Below are 23,826 nucleotides of genomic sequence, written 5' to 3' on the forward strand. Positions count from 1 at the left end.
CTTTTAACCTTAAAAAAATAATTGTTTTGCCATGATTAAAATCACCGCTAAAGGCGAGATATACCTTACAAAAAAATACCAGCACTCAAAGTATTTACCCCTCATATAAGGATAAAATAAAGTTTGCAAAGCTTCTTTTTTAAGCACAAAGCCTACGAAAATTGCACCAAATAATCCACCCAAAGGCATCATTAAATTTGAAGCTATAAAATCCAATATATCAAAAAAACTTTTTCCAAAAAATTCTAAAGAATCTTTACTCCACTCAATTCCTGATAAAATACACAAACTTCCCAAAAAATATACAATGAAAGCTATAAAAATCAAAGCTTTTTTTCTTGTAAAATTATAAGAATTGATTAAGTAAAAAGTTAAAGGCTCTATCATGGAAACTGCTGAAGTAATCCCTGCAAAAAATAAAGCTATAAAAAAAGCCACAGCTAAAATATTTCCTAAAGGTAAAAAACCGATTGGATCAATATTTGAAAACAAACTCATTAAAGATACAAAAATCAAACCTGGACCTTGCTGAGCTGGATCTCCATTAAATTCAAATATAAAAGTAAATACAATAAGCCCCATCATAATACCAATAATAATATTAATAATAATAATATTAATAGTACTTGTAATAAAATTTGTTTTATCTGATAAACTCGCTGAATAAGTTATAATCGAGCCCACTCCAATAGATAAAGAAAAACAAGCAAGTCCTAAAGCACTCAAAAACGCTCCTACCCCAAGCTTGGAAAAGTCCGGAGAAAACAAAAACTCACTCGCTTTAGAAAAACCATCCATACTAAAAGAATACCCAAGCATTAAAATAAGTAGTATAAATAAACTTGGCATCATCCAAACATTGAGTTTTTCTATACCACTTTTAACACCTTTTGATACTACATAAAAAATCACTATAAATACAAAAGTAAAACATATAAATTGAGATAAAACATCATTAGAAAGTAAATTTCCAAAAATAGCACCACTTTCTTCTATGCTTTTTGGTAAAGGAAAAAATCCAAAATAAGCATACTTCACAATCCATCCTATAATCACACTATAAAAAGAAACAATTAAAATAGCACCTATTAGTGAAAAACCGACTATAGACCAAGCTCTTTTGTGTTTTGGTGCTAAAGTATAATAAGCATTTACAGGGTCTTTTTCACTAAGTTTTCCTATGCTAAGTTCGGCTAAAAATATCACAAAACCTACTCCCAAAGTCAAAAGTAAATACAAAAGCACAAAGGCTGAGCCTCCATTTTGTCCTACTAAAGTTGGGAATTTCCAAGCATTTCCAAGCCCAACAGCTGAGCCTGCTACTGCTAATACAAAACCTATTTTAGAAAATTTTTCATTCATAAAAATAACCTTAAATTTATAAAACTATAAAAAACTTTTAATGTAGCTAAAAAAAACTTTAATTTGTTTTAAAATAGATATATTAATTTAAATTTCAATAATTTTAAAGCTATATTGATATATAATTTCGCTTTTATAAATCACGAGTAGGGATACGCAAGCCGAAAGGATTTAAATTTTTATAAGGAAAAACTATGAAAAAAATCGTATTTTTAATGCTAGCTTTAAGCGGTTTTGCATTTGCAGCTGAAGGTTCTATGAATCAATGGTTAGCTTCTTTTTCTATCTTAGCAGCAGGTTTAGGACTTGGTGTTGCAGCTTTAGGTGGAGCTATTGGTATGGGTAACACTGCAGCAGCAACTATAGCAGGTACTGCTAGAAATCCTGGTCTTGGTGGTAAATTAATGACTACTATGTTTATTGCTTTGGCGATGATTGAAGCTCAAGTTATTTATGCACTTGTTATTGCTCTTATCGCTCTTTATGCTAATCCATTCCAAGCATTAGTAGCAGCTTAATTTTTAAGCCCTTTTAGGGCTTTACGCGGTTATGGTGGAATTGGTAGACACGCCATCTTGAGGGGGTGGTGCGCTCAGCGTGTGCGAGTTCAAATCTCGCTAACCGCACCATTTCAAGGAATTTTAAAAAATGGCTTTTTATCTCTTAATTAGCGCGGTAGCTTTTTTAATTCTTTTCTTTGCTATTAAAAAATACACCTTAAAATTAGATGAGCAAGCTTTGCTTGAACCTATAAAAAATGACATATATTCTGAATTTTGCGATCTAATCAATGAAGAAATAAGAAATATCAAAAATAATTTTTTGCGAGGCACTTTTACACTTCAAAATGAAAATCATAAAGATGAATTTTTAGAAAATTTAAGTAATATGAGTAGAAAACTTAACCATATTCAAACTATGAATTTAAGTAAAAAAAGCAATGCCTTATGGGAAGAAGCTCTTTTTGAGTTTTTAAAAGAGTTTGAAAAACTTAACGAGCAATATCTAAATGATAGTGAAAAAATCAATGATTCAATAAGAACTTCTTTACAAGAAAAATTCTCTAATTTAACAAAAAGCTAACACAAGAAAATTATTTATTTTAAAAAAAATATATAATTTATAATAGTATTAAAATAAAAGGAGTTATTATGTTTACAAGTAGGAAAAAATTTAATGAACAAATTACTCAATTAGAGCAATCTAATCAAGCTTTTCAAGATATACTAAATGCTATCAGCAAAACTATGGCTATGATAGAATTTCAAACAGATGGAACTATTATTAGCGCTAATGAAAATTTTCTAAAAACTATGAATTACTCTCTAGATGAAATCAAAGGAAAACACCATAGTATGTTTTGCTTGCCTGAAGTTGTAAAATCACAACGTTATGTTGATTTTTGGAGAGATTTAAAAAGCGGTAAATCAAGAAATGGTCTTTTTAGACGTATTGCAAAAGGTGGAAAAGACATCTATCTTGAAGCAAATTATCTCCCTATTTTAAACCAAAATAATGAAGTATATAAAGTTATTAAATTTGCAAATGATATCACTCAAAGACACTATGAAATGCTTGATCTAAAAAATACCATAGATGCAGCTAATCGCTCTATGGCTATCATTGAATTTAATCCTTATGGAGAGATTTTAAATGCTAATGAAAACTTTACTCAAACTATGGGCTATTCACTAAATGAAATCAAAGGAAAACACCATAGTATGTTCTGTGAGGAAAAGTTTAGAAACTCAAAAGAATACACAATCTTCTGGGAAGAGCTAAGAAGTGGTAAATTTCAATCAGGAAAATTCATACGCTTTGGTAAAAACAATAAGCTAATCCATTTAGAAGCTAGCTATAATCCAATTAAAAATGATGATGGAGAAATTTACAAAGTTATTAAATTTGCAACAGATATTACTGAGCAAGTTGTAAGAGATGAGGAAAAATTAAAACTTATCAGTGAATTAGCTGAGCAAAATGATAATTTAACTCAAGAAGGTGATAGCGTCATAGAAAATACGGTTCAAAATATTCAAGGCATTGCTGATATGATGAATAATAGTAGCAATTTAGTTTCTTCACTAAATGAGCAGTCAGAGGAAATTAAAAATATTATTCAAACTATTAGTGATATAGCAGATCAAACTAATCTTTTAGCATTAAATGCTGCTATTGAAGCAGCACGTGCAGGTGAGCATGGTAGAGGTTTTGCTGTTGTTGCTGATGAAGTTAGAAATCTCGCCGAAAGAACTGGACATTCGGTAAATGAAATTACCACTACGATTAATTCTATTAGAAATGTAACTGCTGAAGTAGTACAAAGTATAAAAGATGGCTTAAGTGGCGTAAATCAAAGTGTGGACTTAGCTAAAGAAGCTAGAGACTGTATGGAAAAAATTAGAAATAGCTCAGCTCAAGTAGCACAAGCTATGCAAAATAAATAAAAAGTTTTTAGCTTAAATGCTAAAAACTTTTCCTGCTATAAAGCTTTTCTCTACCTTGCCTTGCAAGATATCATTTACATATAAACCTTCTCCATTAAAAGAATAATTTTCATCAAACACAACCAAATCAGCATCAAAACCAGATTCTATTTTTCCTTTATTTAATCCTAAAAATTGCGCTTGATTGTAACTTGTAAAATCACATAATTCTTTCCAAGTTAAAATATTTTCTTTTATTAAATACGTAAAGCATAAACTCATATACATAGCTATGGCATTAACTCCAAAATCTGCTTCATCAAAAGCTAAATCTTTTTTAGTGCTAGGAGTATGTAAAGAACTTAAGAAAGTAATTTTTTTATCTTGAAGTAATTTTTTAAGGCGTATTAATTCATCTTTTGCTCTTAATGGAGGCAAGATTTTTGCTTGAGTATTGAAATTTTCACATGTACTTTCATCTTTGATTAAATGATGAATTGAAATTTCACTATACTGATCATGCAATAATTCAAATGACCTTGTAATTGCCAAAGAGCTAAAACAAACTTTGTTTTCATAAAATTCCACTAATTCTTTCATTTTTGCCACTTCACTAGTTTCAGCTATATCGCTAATTCCTATTAGTCCTAATTCAAAGCTTGTTTGTCCATCATTCATCACTCCATGATCATCAAAACTCTCATCAAAACACTTTAAAAACACCGGAGTTGATTTCATATTAGCATATTGCATACATTGTCTTAAATAATTTGCACCTAAAGTACTTGAAAGCTCTAAGCCTTTTGCGCCCATATCAATTAAGGTAGCAATATTTTTTAATTTTTCTGCTTTATCTAATACATTAATAGTAGGCAAAACATTAATATCTAAAGATTTTAATTTATCAAAATAAAGCGCATAGCCTTGAGTGTTAGCTTCTAAACTATCTTTTAAAACAATAGTCCCCACCCCACCTTTTAAGCATGCTTTTTCAAGATCATATAATTTATCTATACTAAATTCATTATCAAGTAAACTAACATTTAAATCAATAAACGAAGGAAGTAAAGTCTTACCTTCTATATCAACAATATGCTCATCATCATTTAAATCATTAGCAATTTGAGTGATTTTTCCATCTTCTATTTTAAGATCAAGCTTTTGCTTACCATAAATTTTTGCATTTTTGATAATCATGATATTTCCTCCTTCGATGACATCAAATCTTTCAAAGATTCCCAAGCATTCTTGCCCTCTAGCATTAAGACTACTTCGTTAACAATCGGGGTATAAATTTGAAATTGTTTTGATAAAGAATGTATAGCATAAGCAGTTTGCACTCCTTCTGCTACCTCTCCAAGCTCCATTAAAATATCTTTTATATTTTTGCCACTAGCCAAACTTAAACCTACTCTATAATTTCTTGATAGATTACTAGAAGCTGTTAAAAATAAATCTCCAGCCCCACTAAGTCCTAAAAATGTTTCTTCTTTAGCGTTAAAAAACTGCCCAAAACGGTGCATTTCCACCAAGCCTCTTGAGACTAAAGAAGCTCTTGCATTATTACCTAAATTTAAGCCATCGCAAACCCCACTTGCAATTGCTAAAACATTCTTATATGCACCACAAATCTCAGCACCTTTAACATCAGAACTTGTATAAGTTTTAATATAATTTGGAAAAAAACTTGCAAATTGATTGCAAAGATCTTGATTTTTACCGCTAACAACCAAAGCACAAGGTTTTTTTTCTAGCACTTCACTTGCAAAAGAAGGACCACTTAAAAAACAAAGTCTATCACTACTTATAAACTCGCTAAAAACCTCATCCATAAATTTTAAACTTTTACAGTCAATACCCTTAGAAGCTACAAGAATTTTTTGATTTAAATCTTTAAAATTATTTGTAAGCCACTCATGTATTCCTTGAGCATATAAAGCAAAAACTAAATATTCATATTCTAAAGCTTCTTTGGTGCTAACAAAATAAGAAAGATCTTTTTCATGAAAAGAAGTTATCACGCATTCATTTTTAGCACTCAATGCATCATATAAAGCACTTCCCCATTTTCCTGCACCAATAACTGCTATTTTCATATTTAACCAAGTTTTGCTTTTAAAATTTCATTTACCTTGGCAGGATTAAATGCACCTTTACCCGCTTTCATTGCTTGACCAACAAAGAAACCAAAAAGTTTATCTTTACCACTTTTATATTCAGCCACTTTATCTTCATTGTTTGCTAAAATTTCATCTATAATCTTTTCAATAGCACCATCATCGCTTACTTGTTTTAAACCAAGTTTTTCAATAGCATCATCAATTTCAACTTCTGTGTTTTCAAACACATAAGCTAAAATATCCTTACCTGCTTTAGCACTAATAACACCTTCTTCTATACGTTTGATCAAAATAGCTAATTTTTCTTGTTTTACAGGTGAGTTTTCTATAGTTAACTCACCTTTTAAAAGTCCCATTAACTCGGTCGTAAGCCAAGTAACACAAAGTTTTGGGTTTAATTTTTGATCAATTAAATACTCAAAATATCTACAAAGCTCCAATGAAGACACAATCACTTCACTATCACTTTCTTTAATACCTAATTCACTAACAAATCTAGCTTTCTTCTCATCAGGAAGTTCAGGTATATCTTGATTTAGCATTTCATCATCTAAAATTACAGGTAAAAGATCAGGATCAGGGAAATATCTATATTCAGCAGAGTCTTCTTTACCTCTCATACTTCTAGTAACTAAATTAACCGTATCAAATAATCTTGTCTCCTGTACAACTTCTTGATCGTATTTTCCATCTTCCCAAGCTTCGCTTTGACGTTTTACTTCATACTCAATCGCCTTTTGGATAAAACGAAATGAATTTAAGTTTTTAATCTCGACTCTAGTATAAAGCTTATCATCGCCCTTTGGACGAATACTAACATTAGCATCACATCTAAAACTGCCTTCTTGCATATTTGCATCTGAAATATCTAAAAATCTTATAATAGAATGAAGCTTTTTCAAATAAGCCACTGCCTCATCAGAACTTCTAAGTTCAGGCTCACTAACGATTTCAAGCAAAGGCGTACCTGCTCTATTTAAATCTACTTTTGAAAAATTACTCTCATGTATATTTTTTCCTGCATCTTCTTCTAAATGAGCTCTAGTAATACCTATGCGTTTATTTTCTCCATTTACATTGATAAACAACTCGCCATTTTCTACTATAGGAATATCAAATTGCGAAATTTGATAAGCTTTTGGCAAATCAGGATAAAAATAATTTTTTCTATTAAAAATACTTTTTTTATTTATAGTTGCATTAACTGCTTTTCCAAATGCTATGGCTTTTTTTACCGCTTCTTGATTTAATACAGGTAAAGCACCTGGTAAAGCTAAACATGTTGGGCATACATTAGTATTTGATTTTACTCCAAAAGAAGTCGCACATGAGCAAAAGATTTTTGTTTTTGTATTTAATTGCGCATGAACTTCAAGTCCTATAACAACTTCAAACATTAAAATTTTCCTTAGAATTTTTTGATTATTCTAGCGTTTTTTATTTCAAAAAGAGTTTAAAAAAGAATAAAAGAAGAAGATTAAAAAAAGAAAAAGCAAAAAAAATATTTTTGCTTTTTCAATATTAATGATGTTCATCAACTACAGTTGCACCTGCTAAATAAACATAAGTTAAAATCATAAAAATAAAAGATTGCAAAAATGCCATAAAAGTTAAAAGCATATAAGCAGGTAGTGGTGCAACCCAAGGCACAAGAGCTAAAATAACTGCTAAGAATAAATCATCCCCCTTGATATTACCAAATAAACGGAAAGATAAAGAAATAACTCTTGAAATATGAGAAACCACTTCTATAGGAAACATTAAAGGTGCTAGAATTTTCACAGGTCCCATAAAGTGTGCAAAATATTTAAAAAATCCTTGAGTTCTAATACCTTCAAAATGATAATATATAAATACTATAATAGCTAAAGTCGCACTAAAATTTAAACTAGCACTTGGAGCCTCAAAACCTGGTATAATCCCTATAATATTACTAAAAAACACCATAAAACCTATAGTTGCAACTAAAGGTAAATATCTTCTAGCAGCTTCATCACTACCCATAGTATCTCTACCCATACTTAGAATGCCTTCCATATAAGCTTCAGCTAAATTCTGACTACCTCTTGGAACAATTTGCATGGATCTTGTAGCAAGTTTTGCTAAAATCAAAGAAATCACAACTACTATACCTAAGTGAAAAAAGTATGCAAAAGTGTGACTAGAATCTATAAAAGAACTAAATAAAAATAAATCTTTCATTAAAAATCCTTAGCAGAATAAATATTTCAAAGCTAATATTATAGAAAAAATTTGCTTATATTTTAATGAAAATTCATTTTATTAGCGCAAAAATATCCACCCAAAATCGCACCTGTAAAACCACCACCAGGAAATATAAAAGCATTGGCAAAATACAAATTTTCTACACTTTTGCTTTTATAATGTAATCTATATTTAGCCCCTTCTTGATCTTGAGAAAATCCATAAATTGCACCCTCATAAGCTTTAGTATATCTTTGTATAGTTTTTGGAGTGGCTAATTCTTGATGGATTAAGTATGAGCTTAAATTCGGAAAAATCTCATCTAGTCTTTGCACTATGGCTTTCAATACTTCTTCTTTTTTGGCTTTATAATCTTCCTTATTTAAATCCCATTCTTGATAATTTGAACTAAAAGCTACAACACCTATATATTTATCGCTAGCTAAGCCACTATCAACCTTAGAATAATTTACAAAAGCCATAGGTCTTTTTTTGATATCTAGTTTTAAAATATTAGTATTTTCATATGAACTATTTAAAAAATCATCTTCAAATACAAAATTACAATAATCCATATTTTCATAAATTTTAGAAATATCTTTATCATAAATAAAATAAGCACTTACCAAAGAACAAGCACGCTTTTTAGATTCTATTGCTTTGATTTCTTGGGTTAAATTTAAATCTTTAAGCAAGTCTTTATATACGATTAAAGGATCACAATTAGCAATAATTTTTTGCGCATAAACCATGTGAGTTTCATTTTTATGAGTATATTCTACTCCATAAGCTTTTTGATCTTTTGTGAGTATTTTAACAACTTCAGCCTTGGCTAAAACCTGCCCTTGATTTTCTTTGATAACCTCAGCCAAAGCATCACTTAAAGCTTGCGAGCCACCTTTAATGTATACTCCGCCATCGTAATAATGTTTTTGCGCCATAGCATGATAAGAAAAAATAAATTCTTTACTATCATGATGATAATAACTTAAATTTGCATTTAAAATCTTTTTTAGCTTATCATTTTTAATATAAGCATTTAAAACATCATAAACTTTTTTATTAAACAATCTGTTTTTAATAAATATCCAAGCAGTGCTAAATGGAAATAACAATAACTCGCTTAATTTTAAATCCCAAGGAAATCTTCGAATAGCATAAGCTTGCAATCTTATAGCTTTAAAATATTTATCTATACCTTTACTTTCTTGTGGAAATTCCTTTTTTAAAACCTCTTTTACTTTTTCTATACCATGAGGCAAGGTCAAATTATAGTTTTTACTTTTAATGCTCCAAGCACTTGGTAAAGGTAAAATTTCAATTTTATTCTTTATACCAAGCTTTTCAAAAACTAAATGCTTCATGTCAGTTTTTGCTTCACCTAAATCCATCTCATGAAGCCCCGCATCAATCAAAGCGCCTTTTCTTTTGAAACAAGTAGCACAACCACCGATTAAAGAATGCTGCTCTAAAATCAAAACTCTTTTACCATTTCTAGCTAAAAAAGCACCCGCACTTAAGCCCCCAAGACCTGAACCTATAATAACTACATCAAATTTTACATCCATTCTAAAACCTCACGTAATTCTTTGGCTACAAAACATTTTAAACCAAGATCTTCCATAGGCTTAACCGGCACTATGGCATTTTTAAATTTTTGCATTTTAGCTTCTTTTAAACGCACATCAAGTGAAAATACTTCTTTGATTTCACCATTTAAGCTAAGCTCACCTATAAAAACACTATCTTTACTTAAAGGGCGGTTTTTAAAACTTGAAATAATAGCCGCAACTACTGCTAAATCTGCCGCAGTTTCACTAATTTTTACCCCACCACTTACATTAATAAAAACATCATAGTGTCCCAAAGGAATTTCAAGCTTTCTCTCAAGTAAAGCTATGAGCATATCTAAACGGTTTTTTTCATAACCTGTTGCGCTGCGTTTTGGATAAGCACTCTCACAAACTAAGGCTTGAATTTCTAACACCAAAGCTCTGCTTCCTTCCATTACCACACTTAAGGCACTACCACTTACTGCCTTACCACGCGTAAAAAATCTATTAGCTATATCTTTAGCACTAATTAAACCCTTAGAAGTCATTTCAAAAATACCAACTTCAGAAATATTTCCATAACGATTTTTAAAACCTCTTAAAATTCTTATTTCTTTATTAGCATCACCTTCAAAATAAAGCACTACATCTACCATATGCTCTAAAATTCTAGGTCCTGCTATAGCTCCATCTTTAGTAATATGCCCTATGATAAAAGTGCTAATATTATTTGCTTTAGAATAGCGCATTAACTCAAAAGTAATTTCCCTAACTTGAGTGATACTACCTGCTGCTGAAGTGATTTTGTTAGAATATAAAGTTTGTATAGAATCAATAATCAAAATTTCATAATCTTTTTTAGAAAGCTCACTCAAAATATCTTCCAAACAAAGCTCTGTGAGCAAAAATAAATTTTCACAATTTGCATTCAAGCGATCTGCACGCAGTTTGATTTGTGACTTACTCTCTTCGCCACTTACATAAAGTACTTTTTTACCACTTTTAGCTAGATTTGAAGCAATCTTTAGCAAAAGCGTAGATTTTCCAACTCCTGGGGAACCTCCTATCAATACCAAAGAGCCCACAACAAGCCCACCGCCTAAAACTAAATCAAGCTCATTATCATCAGTGCTTATACGCGTAAAATTTTCTGCCACAACATCGTTAATACATACAGCAGAACTTGGAGTGCTTGAAAGCGAGTTTAACTCTTTTAAAACTTTAATTTGTTCTTGCTTTAACTCAACAAAACTATCCCAAGAACCACATTCAGGACATTTTCCTAGCCATTTGCTTTGTTGATTTCCACAAGCTTGACATTCAAATAAAATGTGTTTTTTAGCCATAAATTAAGCAAAAATCTCTTCAACTAAAGTTTTAACATATTCACTAGGGTTGAACTCATGAATTTGTCCTAGCTGCTCCCCTACTCCTACATATAAAATAGGAAGCTCAAGTTCTCTTGCTATGCTAAATAAAGCTCCACCTTTAGCGGTTCCATCAAGTTTTGTAATAATCACTCCATCAAGTTTTACTAAATCATTAAAAGCTTTTGCTTGCAAAATTCCTGCCACACCTTGAGTACCATCAAGCACAAGAATTTTTCTATGAGGAGCTCCTTGCATAGCTTTATCGCTTATGCGAACGATTTTTTCAAGCTCATTAGCAAGATTTTTTTGATTTTGCAAGCGTCCTGCTGTATCTAAAATAACCCTATCATAGTTTTTTGCTAAAGCTTTAGAAATAGCATCATAAGCGACTGCTGAAGGATCGTGTCCTTGTGAAGTAGCTATGATATCTATATCTAATTTTTGCGCCCATAATTTTAACTGCTCTATAGCTCCTGCCCTAAAAGTATCACAAGCTCCAAGTATAACTTTTTCGCCATTTTCTTTATGCAAATGCGCCATTTTAGCAATACTTGTAGTCTTACCCACTCCATTTACACCTAAAATCAAATCCACAAAAGGCTTGGCATTAGCAAGTTCTGGTCTATCATAAATAAAATAAGTCCCCATAACACGCTCTAAATCGGCCTTTTTAACCTCATCATTTGGAGGAAGATAATAAATAATCTCTTCAACTATCTCATATGCCACATCAGCTTCTAAAAGCATTTCTTCAAGCAAATCTTTGGTAATGATTTTATTTGAAGCCTTAACTAAATGAATACTTTCTAAGGTTTTTTTCAAACCATTTTTTAAAAATCCAAACATTACATTATCGCTTTTTGTATATCTATATCTAACATTTCTTCAGGGATTATCCCTAAATACTCTTTAATCTTTTCGCCTCTTGCATTAAACAACACCATTGTTGGTATAGAACTAACATTTAAAACTTTAGAAAAAACAAAATTATTTTCTCCGATAACTACTGGAAATTTAATTTTTTCATCTTCTATAAAAGTTAATATTTCTTGCTCTTTATTTTCTTCCAAAAAAAGCGCTATTACTTCAAATTTTTCTTGATATTTGTTATTTAGATTATTTAAATGTGGAATTTGAGCCTTACAAGGTGCACACCAACTTGTAAAAAAAACAAACAACTTAGCTTTAGCCGTATCATCAAAATTAAATGCTTGCTCATGATATTTCACATACATTTTCCTACCATCTAAAAATTTTAAAGTAAAATCAATATTTTCACTTTGAGTCAAACTCGCATTGTCTGTATTTTCAGTACTAGAATTTTCTTTATCACTAGAGCATGAAGCAAAAAATACCGCGATAAAAATTACTAAAAAAATTTTAAATTTCAATTCTTATCCTTATGATTTTTTAAGCTTAAAAGTATAACATAAAAAGTTAAAAACTTTAAGGAAAGCCTTGATAAAAAACAATTTTAGAATAAAACAAAAATCCAAAATGCATTTAAAATTAAAGTATCAATACAAAAGGGATTTTTTGGTTTTTCAAGAAATAAAGAAAATTCTAAATTTATACAAAAATTGTAGAAATATCCTTATATATATCCCTTTAAAATATGAAATTAATCTTTATAAATTCAGACATTTTCTAACAAAAAAATATCAAATTTTCGTCCCATTTATGCAAGATAAAAGTTTAAAGGTAGTAAAATTAAGATTAGCTCTTGAAAAAAAGAGCTTTGGGGTGTATGAGCCAAAAGATTCTTTTTTGCAAACTCACATTGATGTTGCAATTATTCCTGTAATAGGTGTAGATGCAAAATTAGGAAGAATCGGTCATGGTCAAGGTTTTTACGATAGGTTTTTTGAAAGCATTTCTTATAAAAAACCTTTGGTTATTTTTACGCAAATGATAGATGCAAAATCTGATCAATTTTTTAGCCAAGATCATGATATAAAAGGAAATTTTTATATAAACCCTTATAAAAAATATTTTAGGAAAGTTAAAAACAATGATAGAAATATTAGTCGCATTAATAGCCGTTTTTATAGGCGGAGGGATTGGGTATATAGTCGCCAAAAAGATTAATGATGCAAATTTCAATATCTTTTTAGAGCAAGCAAAAGCAAAAGCAAAAGCCATTGAATATGAAGCTGAACTAACACTTAAAGATGCTAAAAATTCGGTTGCTGAAGCTGAATTTGCAGCAAAGAAAAAATTTGATGAAAAAATTCAAAAACTTCAAAAAGAGCATTCTATTAAACTAGAAGAGCTTAATAAAAAAGAACAAAATCTTCATTATCAAGAAAAACTTCATGAGGAAAATAAAAACAAGCTAGCAAAAGAACAGCAAGCTATAAAAGCTTTACATGAGGAAAATGAAAATTTAAAACAAAATTATGAAACAAAGCTTAGTGAGGTATTAAAAATTCTTGAACATTCAGCTGGTCTTACACAAGAAGAAGCAAAAAATATAGTTTTACAAAAAGTAGAAGAAAACTCAAGAGCTGAGATTGCCCATATTGTTAGAAAATACGAAGAAGAAGCTAGAAATGAAGCTAAAAGAAAGGCTAACTTTATCTTAGCGCAAGCTACTTCAAGATTTGCAGGGGAATTTGCTGCTGAAAGATTAATCAATGTAGTAAATATCAAAAATGATGAGCTAAAAGGTCGTATTATAGGCAAAGAAGGGAGAAATGTTAAAACCTTAGAAATGGTTTTGGGTGTTGATATTATCATCGATGATACACCTGGAGCGATTATAGTAAGTTGTTTTAATCTTTATAGACGCGCCATTGCTACAAAAGTAATTGAGCTTTTAGTTGAAGATGGCAGAATACAACCTGCAAAAATAGAAGAAATTCATGAAAAAGTTTGCAAAGAATTTGAAGATAATATCTTAGAAGAAGGTCAAACTATAGTAATGGATTTAGGACTTAATAATATACACTCTGAAATTGTTAAATTAATAGGAAAATTAAGATATAGAGCAAGTTATGGCCAAAATGCTCTAGCACATTCTTTAGAAGTAGCACATTTAGCTGGAATCATAGCAGCTGAGTGTGGTGGGGATGAAAAATTAGCAAGAAGAGCTGGGATTTTACACGATATAGGCAAGGCTTTAACGCATGAATTTGAAGGTTCTCATGTGGATTTAGGAGCTGAACTTTGTAAAAGATACAAAGAACATCCTGTTGTAATTAATGCAATTTATGCTCATCATGGGCATGAAGAAGCTATAAGTATAGAATCAGCTGCAGTTTGTACAGCAGATACACTAAGCGCTGCACGCCCTGGTGCAAGACGTGAAGTTTTAGAAGCCTTCTTAAAAAGAGTGAGTGAGCTTGAAGATATAGCAAAGAGCAAAGAAGGGGTTAAAAAGGCTTATGCTATTAATGCTGGCAGGGAAATTAGAGTTATTGTTAATGCAAAATTAGTCAATGATGATGAATCTGTGCTTTTAGCCAAAGAAATAGCTGAAGAAATTCAAGAAAAAGTACAATATCCTGGTGAAATAAAAGTCAATGTCATCAGAGAGCTTAGAGCTATTGATTTTGCAAGATAAGGTTTTTCATGCAAGAAATGATAGATAATCTAAGCACTTATGGCTATTTGATTTTATTTTTTTATTCTTTTGGTGGAGGTATGGTTGCTATACTTGCTGCAGGAGTGCTTTGTGCAAGTTCTACTAAACTTGATTTGCATTTATGTATATTTTTAGCCTTTTTAGCTAATACCATAGGATCAACCTTGTTATTTATCTTAGGAAAATACTACAAAAAAGACATAATGCCTTATTTTAAAAATCATAGAAGAAAAATTGCTCTTGCTATGATGAAAATCAAAAAATACGGTGACTTGCTTTTAGTGGTGCAAAAATTTATCTATGGAGTAAAAACTATCATTCCTATAGCAGCAGGTCTTTGTAAATTTAGCTTTATAAGATTTTTTATCATCAATACCTTAGCTAGTTTGATTTGGGCTGTTATTTTAGGCTATGCTGGTTTTATTTTTGGAAATACTCTAAAAGAGGCTTTTGAAGTATTTACCAACTATCCTTACATAGCTCCTGCTTTTATAATCACTTTAATTTTTATTATATGGTTATATTTATCACGCTTTTCTAAGAAAAAATGAGTTTAAAATTCTCTATAAAAGAAACTTATAGAGAATTTTTTATTTTATTATTATGTTTTTTAGCAATTTTTAGTTTAAATTTCATCTATGAGTATAAAAAATATCAAAATTTTAAACTTACTAAACATTTATTACTTAAAGATAATATCGTTTTATCTTCTTATGAAAAAACTAATAAAAAAGGTAAAAAATATCAAGTTTTAAAACTTAAAAATTCTGATTTTATTTTTTACACTACTAGCTTTAAAGATCTAAATTTAAGTAAAAATGATGTGATAAATCTTAGAATTATCACTAAAAATATTAACTTTAAAAATTATCTTAGTAAAAGTTTTTATGCACCAAGTTATGATTTTAACAAAACCAAAACACAAAAAGAAAATACCTTAATAAGGTATTTTTTAAATCAACATCAAAATGAAAAAATCAAAGAATTTTACGGGGCTTTATTTTTTGCAAAAAATGTATCAAGTGAACTTAGAAATGATGTAAATTTTTATAATATCGCGCATTTAATTGCTATTAGCGGGTATCATTTGGGCTTGTTATTTAGCTTTTGCTTTTTGATTTTTGCTCCTTTATACGCTTTTTTTCATAAACGATATTTTCCTTATAGAAGTTTAAAACTTGACATTAGCATTTTTGCTTTCTTGCTTTTAATTTTGTATATATTTTTAATAGATTTTAGCCCTTCTTATACAAGAGCTTTACTAATGAGCATTTTTGCTTTTTATTTATTTAGTAAAAATATTAAAATACTCAGTTTTAAATTTTTATTTTTAAGTATAGCATTTTGTATTAGTATTTTTCCAAAACTTCTTTTTAGTGTTGGCTTTTTATTTTCTATTTTGGGAGTTTTTTATATTTATTTGTATCTTCACCATTTTAAAGATCAATTTTCAAATTTTACTCATGTTTTTTTGCTAAATATTTGGACCTTTTTAGCAATGATTATCCCTGTATTATACTTTTTTCCTCTACTTAGTTTTCAGCAATTTTTAGCCATACCTTTAAGCTTAGCCTTTGTGGTATTTTATCCTTTGGTTTTAATCTTGCATATTTTTTCTTATGGAAATTTATTAGATTTATATTTAATGCATTTTTTTGAGTTTAAAATGCATGCAATTAATCTATCAATACCTTTTGTGTTTTATTGTATTTATTTAATTTTATCTTTAATCGCTATATTTAATAAACACTTAGCTCTTTTTGTAATTTCTCTTGGGTTTATTCCCTTTATTTTCTTGATTTAAAAGCAAATAAGCCTTTAATCCCAAAAGATAAATAATCCAAGAAATATAAATCCACAAAAAGAAAAATAATATTACAGAAAAAGAACCATATACATTTAAATAAGTTTTATTATATACAGCATAATACACAAAAATCATCTTAGAAATATACCAAATTACAGAAGCGCCAAAAGAACTAATAAGTAAGGTTTTTAAATCGCCTTTTTTGCTTACCGAACTTGAATAAGAAACAAAAAACAAAGCCCATATAATCACATAAGGTAAAATCTCAAAAAAATTTAAAGCAATATTAAAATCATCTAAGGTTTTTTGTATAAAACCTGAAATATAAAAACTCACCCCAAGCCCAAGTGGGGTTAAGGTTGCTAAAGTCCAATAAGAGCTTATACTGTGCCAAAGACTTTTAGAATCTTCTTCTAAGAGCTTATTAATCACATAATCATAACCTGAAAAAAAAGCCAAAGAAGTCAAAGCCATAGCCAAAAGTCCTATAAGTCCTAAATTTACACTGTTTTTTAAAAAGGTATTGATGTATTGTATGATTAATTCTTGTTGAGTCGGGATTAAAAAAGTAAAAATTAAATTTTTAATTCTTTCTTGATAAATTTCAAAACTTGGAATTTGGGTAAAAACCCAAAAACACAAAAACAAAAGTGGTATTAAAGACAAGATAGTATAAAAACTCAAGGCCGCAGCATAATTTAAAATTTCTTTATCTCTTAAAGCTAAAAGAATTTTAAATAAGTTTTTAAAACTCATCAAAGTCCCATTTTGAAAGGATTGAGTATATTATTTGGATCAAATGCTTTTTTGATATTTCTCATTAAGTCCATTTCAGCTTCATTAAAAGCAAGCTTCATAAAAGGAGCTTTTGAAATGCCTATGCCATGCTCTCCACTTAAAGTCCCACCTAAAGAGACCGTAAGCTTAAACACCTCTTCCACAGCTTCATAACCTTTTTTAACTAATTCAGGATTGTTTTTATCACTTACCATTACATTAGTATGCACATTCCCATCGCCAGTATGACCAAAACAAGGGATTTTAAAACCATATTTTTTAGAAATTTCAGCTATGCCTTTTAAAAGCTCAGGTAGTTTTGAACGCGGTACTGTAATATCTTCATTAAGTTTTAAATTTCCATACATTGCTATGCTTTGAGAACAATTTCTTCTAGCAAACCAAATATCAGCTGCTTCTTGCTCATCTTTTGCTATTTTAAACTCTCTTACGCCAGATTCATAAAAACTTTCTTGCAAGATTTTTAAATCTGCTTCCAAAGCCTCTTCTACATTACCATCTACATCAGCGATTAAAATCGCACCCGCATCCATAGGCAAGCCTTTTTGAAATTTTTGCTCTAATGCTTGTATGCTTAGTTGATCTAAAAATTCCATAGATACAGGAGTTACACCTTTAGCTAAAGTTTTATAAACTGCATTCATCGCTTCATCAATGCTATTAAAAATCCCCATAGCTGTCTTTTTAAACTTTGGCAAAGCTACTAGTTTTAAAGTAATCTCGCTAAGCACAGCCAAAGATCCCTCACTTGCTATTAAAATTCCAGCTAGATTATAACCCGCTACATCTTTTATGGTTTTTTTGCCTGCTCTAATAATTTCTCCATTAGGTAAAACTGCTCTTAAGGCCATTACATAATCTTTAGTTATACCATACTTAGCAGCCCTCATACCCCCTGCATTTTCGCTTACATTGCCCCCTAAAGAAGAATACTCCATACTAGCAGGATCAGGTGGATAAAATAAGCCATATTCTTTTACTTTTTCTTGTAAAGCCATATTTATTACACCAGGTTGTACCACTGCAACTAAATTTTCAAGATCAATTTCTAAAATTTTATTCATATGTTTTTCAAAGCTTAGCACCACTCCACCATTAACAGCCAAGCTTCCACCGGTAAATCCGCTACCTGAACCCCTAGGAATAACGATGATTTTATTTTCATTGCAATATTTTAGAATTTGACTAATATCATTTTCATCTCTTGGAAAAAGCACCCCATCAGGCAGATAATGCTTTTTAGTAGCATCATAGCTATACGCTCTTTTATGGATAGGATCAAAATGTGCATTTTCAACCCCTAAAAGATCTTGAAAGAATTTTTGATGAATTTCTTGCATTATTTTTCTCTAGTTAAGCTAATTAGTTTTTCATAATATACATAATAATTTCCAATAGCCTCATCGTTTAAGCTAAAAATATCACTTTTATAGCCTGTAATTCTTGAATAAAATGGAATTTGTAAACTTTGAGCTTGAGGTATGGCAAATTCTTCAATCTTGCCAAAGTCTTGACAATCAACTATCTCAGCTTTATTTTCTAAAGCTACCACTAAAAGCCCAACAGCATTTTTTGAACAAAAAGATCTAAAATCTGATCTTCTTGGGGTTTGGCGGTATTCTTGTATCATATGAGCACCAAATAAATCAGGATGTAAAAAATAAATTCCATTTAATTTTTGAGCTATAAAATCATACACGCTTTTATCAGGAGCTATAATCAAAGCTCTATCGTATAAATAATTCAAAACTATTTTATCGCCTACTTGTGGCAATACATTTGGTAAAGGCATAGCATCTTGGGCTAGCATATCAAAAACTTTAAATTGTAATTTAACCAAACCATTTTCACGCCCTATCACACTAACTCTTGCAATGATAGATTTTTGTGTATCAATTTCATGTACAACTATACCACTTGAGTGCAATAAAATCCTAGGATCATCTTTTATATAACCATAAATATCATCTACTTTTTCAAGTTTTGTTTGTATTAAATCAAAATTTTTAGCTTGTAAAAATGCTAAAAAACAGCAAAGCACTAAAATAATTCTTGACAATTTATACTCCTTAAAAAGTGTAAAAATAAATTATATTGTTTTTTCCTTACAAAATTGTAAGAAAAATTAAGTAAAATACAAATTTATGTTTAAATTTTAGAAGGCTTTAGATTATCATGAAAAAAATTTTCATATCTTTACTTATATCCATAAAACTTTTTGCTATTTCAAGTGTTGAAGAACTTTCTTGGGAAAATGGCAAAACTTTACTTGATTTTTTACAAGATCATTCTATACCACTTAATTTATATTATAATCTTGACACCGAAGATAAAGAACTAAGCGCAGAAATTGCAAGTGGCATTAAATACCAAATGCTAAAAGATGAGCAAGGTGAGCTCGAGCAAGTTTTAATCCCAATTAGTGATGATTTACAAATTCATATTTACAAAAATATAGAAAACAAATTCGTATTGAGTTTTACCCCTATTTCTTACACTAAAGAAAAAAGAACTATTCGCGTAGCTATTAACAACTCAGCTTATCAAGATGTTTATGATGAAAGTGGCAGTGTAACCTTAGCAAGAGCTATGGTGAGAGCTTTTAAAAATAGTGTTAATTTTAAAAATGTCAGAAAAGGCGATAGTGTAGTATTAATTTATGAGCAAAAAAGAAGACTAGGAAGACTTTTTGGCGACATTAACATCCAAGCAGCTTTAGCTAACATTAGAGGTAAGGAATATTCTGTATTTTTATATAAAGATTCTTATTATAATGCTCAGGGAAAAGAACTTGAAAATTTCTTTTTAACCAAACCTGTTAAATACACAAGAATTTCAGATCGCTTTACTAGAGCAAGATATCATCCTATCTTAAAACGTTATAGAGCGCATTTAGGTATTGACTATGCTGCTCCAACGGGTACTCCAGTTAAGAGTGCAGGAGATGGGACGATTAGTTTTGTTGGGACAAAAGGTGGTTATGGTAAGGTTGTACAAGTAAAACATGTATCAGGCTATATGACTTTATATGCTCATCTTAGTCGCTTTGCAAAAATCAAACGTGGCCAAAAAGTTAAGCAAGGACAAGTAATTGCCTATGTAGGCTCTACTGGTATGAGTACTGGGCCACATTTACATTTTGGACTTTATCTAAATAACAAAGCAATTAATCCTGAAACCATAGTAAAAATTCCAAAATCAAGCCTAAGCGGTAAAAATAAAGAAGAATTTTTAAAAATGGCAAAAGAGTATGAAAATCGCTTGCAAAGCATTGATGAAAACTATAAAAATCCACCAAAAGAACAAAATATAGAAAATTCTATGGAGCTTTGAGATGATGAATGATTTTTTAGAAGCACAAGAACTTTTAAAAAATATTTCCAAAGATCAAAGCACCTATGAAACCAATGAAGCCCTAAAGACTATCAAAAGATATAATGAAGAGCTTTATTTGCAAACTCTTAAATCTTTTGATACTTACACACTTGCAAATGTAGCTACTATAACACCTGAACATATCTTAGAAGATATTTTAGAACACTTAAGCATTATAAAGATTGCAAAAGCGGTAGAAGAGCTTGAAAGTGATGATGCAACAGATTTGATTAAGCGTTTTGAAGAGCTAAATCCGCAAAAAACTTTAGCCATTTTAAACCGCTTAAGCTCCGAAGATAAAGAAGAAATTTTACGTCTTAAAAATTATGATGAAAATACTGCTGGTGCTTATATGCAAACAGAAATTTTCACAGCTTCTATTGATGAGAGTATAGAAAAGGCTATTAAAAGATATAGAATTTTAAAACACTCAGGACAAGTAGATCAAATTTTTCAAGTTTATATCATAGATAATCAAGGAAAGCTTTGTAATGCTATCAACTTAAGTGATCTTTTGATTTGGGATTTTAAACTAAGTTTTGCAGATATTATTAAAAATAATAGCGAAAAATATAAATGTTATAGCATTAAAGATCATGAAGATATACAAAAGGCTATTGATATAGTAGAAGATTATGATTTGAGTGTTTTAGCGGTTGTAAGTGATGATGGAGTACTTTTAGGTAGAATTACCTATGATGATATCCATGATTTAATCCAAGAAAATGCAACAGAGCAAATTTATAACTTAGCCGGAGTTGATGAGGATGCTGAAGAAGAAAGTGCTTTTAAAGCAGCCAAAGCAAGAGCTTTTTGGCTTATGATTAACCTTACCACTTCATTAATCTCAGCTAACATCATCAGCCTTTTTTCAGGCGAAATAGAACAACTTGTAGCTCTAGCAGTACTCATGCCTATCGTAGCTTCTATGGGAGGTAATACAGGCTCACAAGCTTTAGCAGTAACAGTTAGAAAACTTTCACTCAATGAAGTAGAATTTAAAGATGCTAAAAAAGTTATATTAAGAGAGAGTGGAATTTCTTTACTTAATGGGCTTATTTTTGCTAGTATTATGAGTATTATAGCTCTTATATGGTTTAAAACAGCTCTTTTGGGGCTTGTTATAGCCTTATCAATGCTAATTAATCTAGCCTTAGCCGGTTTTGTAGGTTCTTTTGTACCTTTAACTTTAAAAAAATTTAAAATCGATCCTGCAGTAGGATCGAGTGTAGTGATTACTGCAATTACTGATGGTTTGGGATTTTTTAGTTTTTTACTTTTAGCAAAAATGATTTTATTATAAAAAAAAGGAAAATTATGGCAAGCATTACATATAAAGATCAAGAAATAGAGCTTATAGGAGATGAGCTAGAAGTTGGCGATACTGCTCCAAGAATAACTCTAAGAACCAAAAACCTCGCCCCAGTAGAAATAGCACCACCTGGAAAAACTCAAATTTTATTAACCTTTCCTAGTTTAGACACTCAAGTATGCTCTAAACAAGCAAGAGAAACCAATAAAAGATTAGCTTCTATGAAAAATATCGAAGTTATTATTATCAGCATGGATTTACCTTTTGCTATGGATCGTTTTTGCGCTACCGAAGGGGTTAATGATATTATTGTAGCAAGTGATTTTGCTTTTAAAGATTTTGGTATTAATTATGGAGTTTTAATAGGCGATAGTGTATTTGCAGGATTATTAGCAAGAGCAGCCTTTGTAGTCAAAGATGGAAAAATAGTGTATAAGCAACTCGTAGAAGAGCTAATGGGAAAAATCGATTTTAAGGATTTAGAGCTTTTTATGCATAAAAATTATGGTTACCCTTTGAATTAACCTTCAAAGTTTGTAACCACAAAATCTTCTTTTGGAGCTTCAATAAAGCATGATTTTTCTTTTAAAAAAAGCAAATCCACATGTCCTACAGGACCATTTCTATTTTTACCTATAATGAGCTCAGCCTTTTCTTGCACAGGATTTGGCATAAATTTTCTCTCATAAGTTTTGCCTTCATTTTTGGCTTTATTTTCTCTTTCTTTTTCTTCTTGCTCTCTATAAACCTCATCTCTATATACAAATAAAATCGTATCTGCATCTTGTTCTATAGCGCCACTCTCTCTTAAATCACTAAGCATAGGACGCTTATTTGCCCTACTTTCTAATGAACGATTTAATTGCGAAAGTGCCACTACTGGCATATTTAATTCTCTTGCTAAAAGCTTTAAGCCTCTTGAAATTTCACTCACTTGTAAATGCCTGTCATTAAAAGCTGAATTACTCATCATAAGACCGATGTAATCAACTACACAAAGCTCAATACTCTCATCTTGAGCCTTGATTTTGCGTAGAATCGAACGAATATCAGCTATACTAGCATAGCCACTGTCGTAAATATAAAGATTTTTTTGCGCATATTCATTACAAGCATCACCCACTCTACTCCACTCATCATCGTTTAAATCTGCGATTAGAATTTTTTGCAAAGGAATAGAAGTTTTTGCACTGATTAATCTTTGCATGATTTGTGTAGCAGGCATTTCTAGTGAAAACATCACAACGCCTTTATTTTGTCTTAGTGTTTTTTCTATAAAATTAAGACAAATTGTAGTTTTTCCCATACCTGGGCGCGCAGCAATGATTACAAGATCGCCAGGTTTAAAGCCTTTTGTCATTTTATTAAGCTCGCTAAAACCTGTATCAAGCCCTAAAATATCTTTGTTTTCGGCTTCTTTTTGCTTTTTAAACTCATCCATAAGCTCAGACATAACCATAGTCATATCTTTAATACTATTACTATTTACACGGTTGGTAAGATTAAAAATCTCTTTGCCTATTTCATCTGAAATTTGAGAAATGCTTTTATCTTCATTTACCCTTGTAGGTATAGTATAAGCAAAATTTAAAAGTTGGCGTCTAATGGATTTTTCTCTTAGCTCATAAGCGTATTTACTCACATCTGCTATGGAAGTAGTGGCTAAAACTTCAGCTAAAATTTGCTCATCTATTTTTTTATGTTTTCTTATAAAACTTGCACTTATAGGCTCGCCTGCATTCACACAAGCTAAAATAGCTTTATAAATATCTTGATGAGCTTTGAGTGAAAAATCATTAATCTCAATATCTGAAGAAATGCTAAAAAAAGAATCCTCACTGAATATACAAGAACTTAAAATCGCCCTTTCAAGATCTAAATCAAAATGCTCATTATTTTGACTCATACATAC

Annotated in this window: 22 protein-coding genes, 1 tRNA gene and 2 pseudogenes; 12 read left to right on the forward strand and 13 right to left on the reverse strand. The window is 30.3% G+C overall.

Annotation, left to right across the window (positions count from 1 at the left end):
• Positions 1 to 9 precede the first annotated feature (9 nt).
• Positions 10 to 1,362, reverse strand: a complete 1,353-nt coding sequence (locus CD56_RS06215; protein WP_039642064.1) for a sodium-dependent transporter — start codon at positions 1,360 to 1,362, stop codon at positions 10 to 12.
• 194 nt (positions 1,363 to 1,556) lie between these two features.
• Here CD56_RS06215 and CD56_RS06220 point away from each other — a divergent pair, with 194 nt between their 5' ends.
• The 5 genes and pseudogenes from CD56_RS06220 to cetZ (CD56_RS08560) form a co-directional block, all read left to right on the forward strand.
• A complete protein-coding gene (locus CD56_RS06220; RefSeq protein WP_012661906.1) occupies positions 1,557 to 1,880 on the forward strand; it encodes a F0F1 ATP synthase subunit C in 324 nt (107 codons plus the stop codon).
• 25 nt (positions 1,881 to 1,905) lie between these two features.
• Positions 1,906 to 1,991: transfer RNA gene (locus CD56_RS06225), tRNA-Leu, on the forward strand.
• Positions 1,992 to 2,010: 19 nt separating this feature from the next.
• A complete protein-coding gene (locus CD56_RS06230) occupies positions 2,011 to 2,445 on the forward strand; it encodes a hypothetical protein (RefSeq protein WP_047208521.1) in 435 nt (144 codons plus the stop codon).
• A 170-nt stretch (positions 2,446 to 2,615) separates the two neighbouring features.
• A pseudogene (cetZ, locus tag CD56_RS08555) lies at positions 2,616 to 3,281 on the forward strand (energy taxis response protein CetZ); the annotation flags it as partial.
• Positions 3,282 to 3,383: 102 nt separating this feature from the next.
• Positions 3,384 to 3,809: pseudogene (gene cetZ / locus CD56_RS08560) on the forward strand (energy taxis response protein CetZ); the annotation flags it as partial.
• A 12-nt stretch (positions 3,810 to 3,821) separates the two neighbouring features.
• Here cetZ (CD56_RS08560) and CD56_RS06240 read toward each other — a convergent pair.
• From CD56_RS06240 to CD56_RS06275, 8 genes are all read right to left on the reverse strand, one after another.
• Positions 3,822 to 4,985: a metal-dependent hydrolase gene (locus CD56_RS06240; RefSeq protein WP_047208523.1), complete on the reverse strand. Its 1,164-nt coding sequence runs from the start codon at positions 4,983 to 4,985 to the stop codon at positions 3,822 to 3,824.
• Positions 4,982 to 5,884: an NAD(P)H-dependent glycerol-3-phosphate dehydrogenase gene (locus tag CD56_RS06245; RefSeq protein WP_047208524.1), complete on the reverse strand. Its 903-nt coding sequence runs from the start codon at positions 5,882 to 5,884 to the stop codon at positions 4,982 to 4,984. The genes CD56_RS06240 and CD56_RS06245 overlap by 4 nt, the downstream gene beginning before the upstream one ends.
• A gap of 2 nt (positions 5,885 to 5,886) precedes the next feature.
• Positions 5,887 to 7,305 (reverse strand): Asp-tRNA(Asn)/Glu-tRNA(Gln) amidotransferase subunit GatB, encoded by a 1,419-nt coding sequence (gene gatB, locus CD56_RS06250; protein WP_047208525.1) that lies wholly within the window; start codon positions 7,303 to 7,305, stop codon positions 5,887 to 5,889.
• 124 nt (positions 7,306 to 7,429) lie between these two features.
• Positions 7,430 to 8,110 carry a F0F1 ATP synthase subunit A gene (locus CD56_RS06255; protein ID WP_047208526.1) on the reverse strand — a complete coding sequence of 227 codons (681 nt, stop codon included), beginning with the start codon at positions 8,108 to 8,110 and terminating at the stop codon, positions 7,430 to 7,432.
• Between the two features lie 62 nt (positions 8,111 to 8,172).
• Positions 8,173 to 9,681 carry a phytoene desaturase family protein gene (locus tag CD56_RS06260; RefSeq protein WP_052768385.1) on the reverse strand — a complete coding sequence of 503 codons (1,509 nt, stop codon included), beginning with the start codon at positions 9,679 to 9,681 and terminating at the stop codon, positions 8,173 to 8,175.
• Positions 9,672 to 11,012 (reverse strand): DNA repair protein RadA, encoded by a 1,341-nt coding sequence (gene radA, locus CD56_RS06265; protein WP_047208527.1) that lies wholly within the window; start codon positions 11,010 to 11,012, stop codon positions 9,672 to 9,674. Before radA ends, CD56_RS06260 begins: the two co-directional genes overlap by 10 nt.
• A 3-nt stretch (positions 11,013 to 11,015) precedes the next feature.
• Positions 11,016 to 11,882: a signal recognition particle-docking protein FtsY gene (ftsY, locus tag CD56_RS06270; RefSeq protein ID WP_047208528.1), complete on the reverse strand. Its 867-nt coding sequence runs from the start codon at positions 11,880 to 11,882 to the stop codon at positions 11,016 to 11,018.
• The gene (locus tag CD56_RS06275) at positions 11,882 to 12,427 is read right to left on the reverse strand and encodes a TlpA family protein disulfide reductase (protein ID WP_047208529.1); all 546 of its coding nucleotides are present in this window, start codon (positions 12,425 to 12,427) and stop codon (positions 11,882 to 11,884) included. The genes ftsY and CD56_RS06275 overlap by 1 nt, the downstream gene beginning before the upstream one ends.
• Positions 12,428 to 12,494: 67 nt before the next feature.
• On the opposite strand from CD56_RS06275, the gene CD56_RS06280 reads away from it, so the two are divergent.
• From CD56_RS06280 to CD56_RS06295, 4 genes are read left to right on the forward strand one after another with little or no spacing between them, the layout of a single operon-like run.
• On the forward strand, positions 12,495 to 13,124 hold the full coding sequence (locus CD56_RS06280; RefSeq protein ID WP_047208530.1) for a 5-formyltetrahydrofolate cyclo-ligase: 630 nt from the start codon (positions 12,495 to 12,497) through the stop codon (positions 13,122 to 13,124).
• Positions 13,048 to 14,601 (forward strand): ribonuclease Y, encoded by a 1,554-nt coding sequence (gene rny, locus CD56_RS06285; RefSeq protein ID WP_047208531.1) that lies wholly within the window; start codon positions 13,048 to 13,050, stop codon positions 14,599 to 14,601. Before CD56_RS06280 ends, rny begins: the two co-directional genes overlap by 77 nt.
• An 8-nt stretch (positions 14,602 to 14,609) precedes the next feature.
• Positions 14,610 to 15,173 (forward strand): DedA family protein, encoded by a 564-nt coding sequence (locus CD56_RS06290; RefSeq protein WP_039618983.1) that lies wholly within the window; start codon positions 14,610 to 14,612, stop codon positions 15,171 to 15,173.
• The gene (locus CD56_RS06295) at positions 15,170 to 16,426 is read left to right on the forward strand and encodes a ComEC/Rec2 family competence protein (protein ID WP_047208532.1); all 1,257 of its coding nucleotides are present in this window, start codon (positions 15,170 to 15,172) and stop codon (positions 16,424 to 16,426) included. Before CD56_RS06290 ends, CD56_RS06295 begins: the two co-directional genes overlap by 4 nt.
• Here the strand turns inward: CD56_RS06295 and CD56_RS06300 are convergent.
• From CD56_RS06300 to CD56_RS06310, 3 genes are read right to left on the reverse strand one after another with little or no spacing between them, the layout of a single operon-like run.
• Positions 16,373 to 17,185, reverse strand: a complete 813-nt coding sequence (locus tag CD56_RS06300) for a YihY/virulence factor BrkB family protein (RefSeq protein ID WP_047208533.1) — start codon at positions 17,183 to 17,185, stop codon at positions 16,373 to 16,375. The two genes, CD56_RS06295 and CD56_RS06300, sit on opposite strands and share 54 nt — an antisense overlap.
• Positions 17,185 to 18,567, reverse strand: coding sequence for an FAD-linked oxidase C-terminal domain-containing protein (locus CD56_RS06305; RefSeq protein WP_047208534.1), 1,383 nt, complete (start codon positions 18,565 to 18,567; stop codon positions 17,185 to 17,187). The genes CD56_RS06300 and CD56_RS06305 overlap by 1 nt, the downstream gene beginning before the upstream one ends.
• Entirely contained in the window at positions 18,567 to 19,277 is a 711-nt protein-coding gene (locus CD56_RS06310) for a plasminogen-binding N-terminal domain-containing protein (RefSeq protein WP_080956355.1), read from the reverse strand. Before CD56_RS06310 ends, CD56_RS06305 begins: the two co-directional genes overlap by 1 nt.
• A 125-nt stretch (positions 19,278 to 19,402) precedes the next feature.
• On the opposite strand from CD56_RS06310, the gene CD56_RS06315 reads away from it, so the two are divergent.
• Genes CD56_RS06315 through tpx form a run of 3 tightly spaced genes read left to right on the forward strand, consistent with a single transcriptional unit; the run spans position 19,403 to position 22,438 of the window.
• Complete coding sequence (locus CD56_RS06315) at positions 19,403 to 20,560, forward strand: peptidoglycan DD-metalloendopeptidase family protein (RefSeq protein WP_047208535.1); 1,158 nt, start codon at positions 19,403 to 19,405, stop codon at positions 20,558 to 20,560.
• A gap of 1 nt (position 20,561) precedes the next feature.
• Entirely contained in the window at positions 20,562 to 21,905 is a 1,344-nt protein-coding gene (mgtE, locus tag CD56_RS06320) for a magnesium transporter (RefSeq protein WP_039628803.1), read from the forward strand.
• Positions 21,906 to 21,919: 14 nt separating this feature from the next.
• On the forward strand, positions 21,920 to 22,438 hold the full coding sequence (tpx, locus tag CD56_RS06325) for a thiol peroxidase (RefSeq protein WP_047208536.1): 519 nt from the start codon (positions 21,920 to 21,922) through the stop codon (positions 22,436 to 22,438).
• Here tpx and CD56_RS06330 read toward each other — a convergent pair.
• Positions 22,435 to 23,820: a replicative DNA helicase gene (locus tag CD56_RS06330; protein ID WP_047208537.1), complete on the reverse strand. Its 1,386-nt coding sequence runs from the start codon at positions 23,818 to 23,820 to the stop codon at positions 22,435 to 22,437. The two genes, tpx and CD56_RS06330, sit on opposite strands and share 4 nt — an antisense overlap.
• Positions 23,821 to 23,826: the final 6 nt, after the last annotated feature.

The organism is Campylobacter lari (assembly GCF_001017575.1).
GTDB lineage: Bacteria > Campylobacterota > Campylobacteria > Campylobacterales > Campylobacteraceae > Campylobacter_D > Campylobacter_D lari_C.